Genomic DNA, 3,373 nt, shown 5'->3' on the forward strand with positions numbered 1-3,373 from the left:
CTACAATTCATCAGTTTAAGAACAAGTATTTTCAAATATACGCAATCTACAAAACATCAAATAGGCTCAAATTCTGAGATCATTCTTTTATAAAAACACGTTTTGTTAAAGTAAAAATAATACCCTCCGGAAAATCCTCATCTTTCTTATCTTCTTCCAAAATAAAATCATGTTTCAAAAGTAGTCTCTTTGAGTTTTCATTAGCAGAATGAGTACAGGCTACAATCTCCTGTAGATTCAGCTCTTTAAATCCATAATTTAAAACTGATTTCAAAGCTTCCGACATGATTCCCTGTTTGTGATATTCAGGTAAAAGCTCATACCCTACTTCTGCGACTTTCTTATCTTCAGAAAAATTCCAGAGACAGATCGTTCCAATAAGGTTTTGCTGATCTTTATAAGAAATTCCTAAATAGATCGTTTCTCCATTTTCAGTGTTCCTTTTAATAGTCAAAATAAAATCCAGTGCTTCATAATTATTTTGCGGCGAGGTTCTTTTCACAAATTGATTAATATAAGGATTGCTTCGGATCTTCAAAATATCTTCTACATGACTTTCATTGATTTCTTTTAAAATGAGTCGTTCGGTTTCCAGTTTCATATTTCAAATATAATTAAATACAAATCTACAATAGAAGATCATATATTTTCAATTTAACTTATTTTCAATTTGCTTCATTAACGACATTCACATTTTCTCACTAAATTTGCACTGTGTATATAAATAAAGAAGATTTAAACGAGTTAGAATTTCCGGGACTACTATCGGAAATTGCACCTCTTGCGTATTCTCCGAAAACGAGAGAAAAAATTCTTCAACTTCGTCCGATGGAAATTGACGAGGCAGAGCTTTCTTTGCAAAAAACTTCCGAATACTTAACCAGTTTTGAAAGTTCCAATGCCATTCCTTTTGATGAATATGAAGATATTGAAGAAGAATTAAAATTAATGCTGATTGAAAATTTCCGTCTGGAAAACAATGCCTTCATCAAAATAAAAACCATCACAGAACAGATTGGAAAACTTCAGAAGTTTTTCGCAACAATGCCGGAAACCTTTCCTACTTTAGTAGAGGAAGTTTCTGTTTTAGAGTTCAGAAAAGAGATCATTGATAAAGTAGATAAGGTTTTTAACCGTTTCGGTGAAGTAAAAAGTGAAGCTTCTCCGGTTTTAAAAACATTAAGAGCCGAAATCCAGCATGCCCGAAAAGCAATTCAGGAAAATTTCAACAGAGCACTGACTACCTACGGGCAAAGTGATCTGCTGGATGATATCCGTGAAAGTATTATTGAAGACCAAAGGGTATTGGCTGTAAAATCCGGATTCAAAAAAAGAGTTCCGGGAAGGGTTCTAGGGGTTTCAAAAACGGGCTCTATTACCTATATCCAGCCGGACAGTGTGGTGAAGCATTACTTCAAGCTTCGGGAAAATGAAGAGGAAGAGAAAAAAGAGATTGATAAAATCCTGAGAAAATTAACAGGTGAATTAGCTGAATTTCAACCTCAGCTCTGGAGATATCAGGTTTATATTTTTGATCTTGATTTAACGAGAGCCAAAGCTAAGTTTGCTGAACTGATCAATGGTGTTCTACCTAAAATCAACCGCCATAAAACCTTAAGACTAAGAGATGCTTTCCATCCATTACTGTGGCTGAGAAACAAGGCAGAAAATAAAACTATTTTCCCTCAAACCCTTACTTTAACGGAACATAACAGAATTATCTGTATCTCCGGACCTAATGCAGGAGGAAAATCGATTACTCTGAAGACTGTCGGGTTACTTCAGCTGATGATCCAAAGTGGAATCTTAGTTCCGGTTCATCCGAAATCTGAAATGTTTTTCTTTGATAAGATCATGACAGATATCGGGGATAATCAGTCTATTGAGAATCACCTTTCCACCTATTCATCAAGGTTAAAGAAAATGTCAGGAATTATTCGTGAGGCAGATAAAGATACCTTACTATTGATCGATGAGTTCGGAACCGGCTCAGATCCTGAATTAGGCGGAGCCTTAGCGGAAAGTTTCCTTGAGTTTTTCTACGATAAAAAAAGTTTTGCAATTATTACAACACATTACACGAATATCAAACTCGTAGTGGAACAGCTTCCCAATGCTGAAAATGCAGCTATGCTCTTCAATGAAGAAACATTGGAACCAATGTATAAGCTTGAAGTGGGTCAAGCCGGAAGCTCATTTACTTTTGAGGTAGCTGAAAAGAATAAAATCCCAAGGTTCATCATTCATTCTGCTAAAAAGAAAGTGGAACATGATATCGTGAATCTTGATAAAACTATTGTTAAACTTCAGCAGGAGAAATTTGAAGTTGAAAAACTAAAATCTGATCTGGCAGAAAGAAGAGATTCAATAGATGACAAACGGGATAACTTACAGAAACTGAATGACCAGCTTCAGCAGAAATTATATAATTTCCAGAAGCTATATGAGGAAGAACATCGTAAACTTCAGTTCGGAAATAAAATTGAAAGCTTTATCAACAGTTATACCAAAGGAAAATCCAGAAAAGAAGTGGTCAAAGATTTTGTGAAATTACTGGAACAGGAAAAATTCAGAAAATTAGGCTCCGATAAAGATGAAACCAAACGTTTACAGATCGTCAAAAGAAAGATCACCCAGCAGCTGAAAAAAGATGATGTGAAGGAAAAGATTGCTGAAACCAATGAAAAACTGGAAGAAAAGCGTAAAACCGACCGCGCTCTCTGGATGAAAATAGGACAGCGTGTAAGGATTACAGGAAGTACAAGTGTCGGAACCATAGAAAAGATTTCCAAAAATAAAGTGATCGTTAATTACGGAACTTTCAAAACGACGATTGACGCGGATGAGCTGGAAAGAATTTAAATAAATTTGAAAATAAAAAAGAGGAATTGGCTTCCTCTTTTTTATTTAATACTTTATTCTTATTTATTAATTTGAAAAGAACTCCACCCCATTTTGTCCTATATATCCTTTCTTCCCATTTTCATTTTCTACTTCATAAAGGTCAAAAGACTTCCCCTCACCTACAAATACCGGAAAAACAGAAAAAACTTCTTTGTACTTAGGAGCTAGTAAAACATAAGGGTTTTCAAGTTTTAAAATTCCCTGCTTTCCATTTTGCATTAATACAAAAAATCGAAAAAAGTCTATAATACCGTCATAATCAAAAGGAAGGATTATACTATTATTCTCTGAAATAATACCATATTTACCATCCTTCAGCCCTTGAAAAAGCATACTCCCTTTTTTATTATACATATACCTGAGCATGTCATATGAAGGATTAATCATTTCCTTCCCAGTTTTTAAATCTACAATCCCATATTTACCTTTCTTTTTTACGTAAACTAATTTTTTTCCATCCTTATAATCC

The 3,373-nt window shown here is 34.3% G+C and carries 2 protein-coding genes and 1 pseudogene; 1 reads left to right on the forward strand and 2 read right to left on the reverse strand.

From position 1 onward, the window contains the following. Window positions 1-79: 79 nt before the first annotated feature. Entirely contained in the window at window positions 80-601 is a 522-nt protein-coding gene (locus Q0A18_RS03285) for a GNAT family N-acetyltransferase (RefSeq protein WP_292008744.1), read from the reverse strand. A 113-nt stretch (window positions 602-714) separates the two neighbouring features. On the opposite strand from Q0A18_RS03285, the gene Q0A18_RS03290 reads away from it, so the two are divergent. Then, a complete protein-coding gene (locus Q0A18_RS03290) occupies window positions 715-2,862 on the forward strand; it encodes a DNA mismatch repair protein MutS (RefSeq protein WP_292008745.1) in 2,148 nt (715 codons plus the stop codon). Between the two features lie 66 nt (window positions 2,863-2,928). On the opposite strand, the pseudogene Q0A18_RS03295 reads toward Q0A18_RS03290, so the two are convergent. Next, window positions 2,929-3,373, reverse strand: a pseudogene (locus Q0A18_RS03295) (WG repeat-containing protein); the annotation flags it as partial.

The organism is Chryseobacterium sp., from assembly GCF_022712095.1.
GTDB lineage: Bacteria > Bacteroidota > Bacteroidia > Flavobacteriales > Weeksellaceae > Chryseobacterium.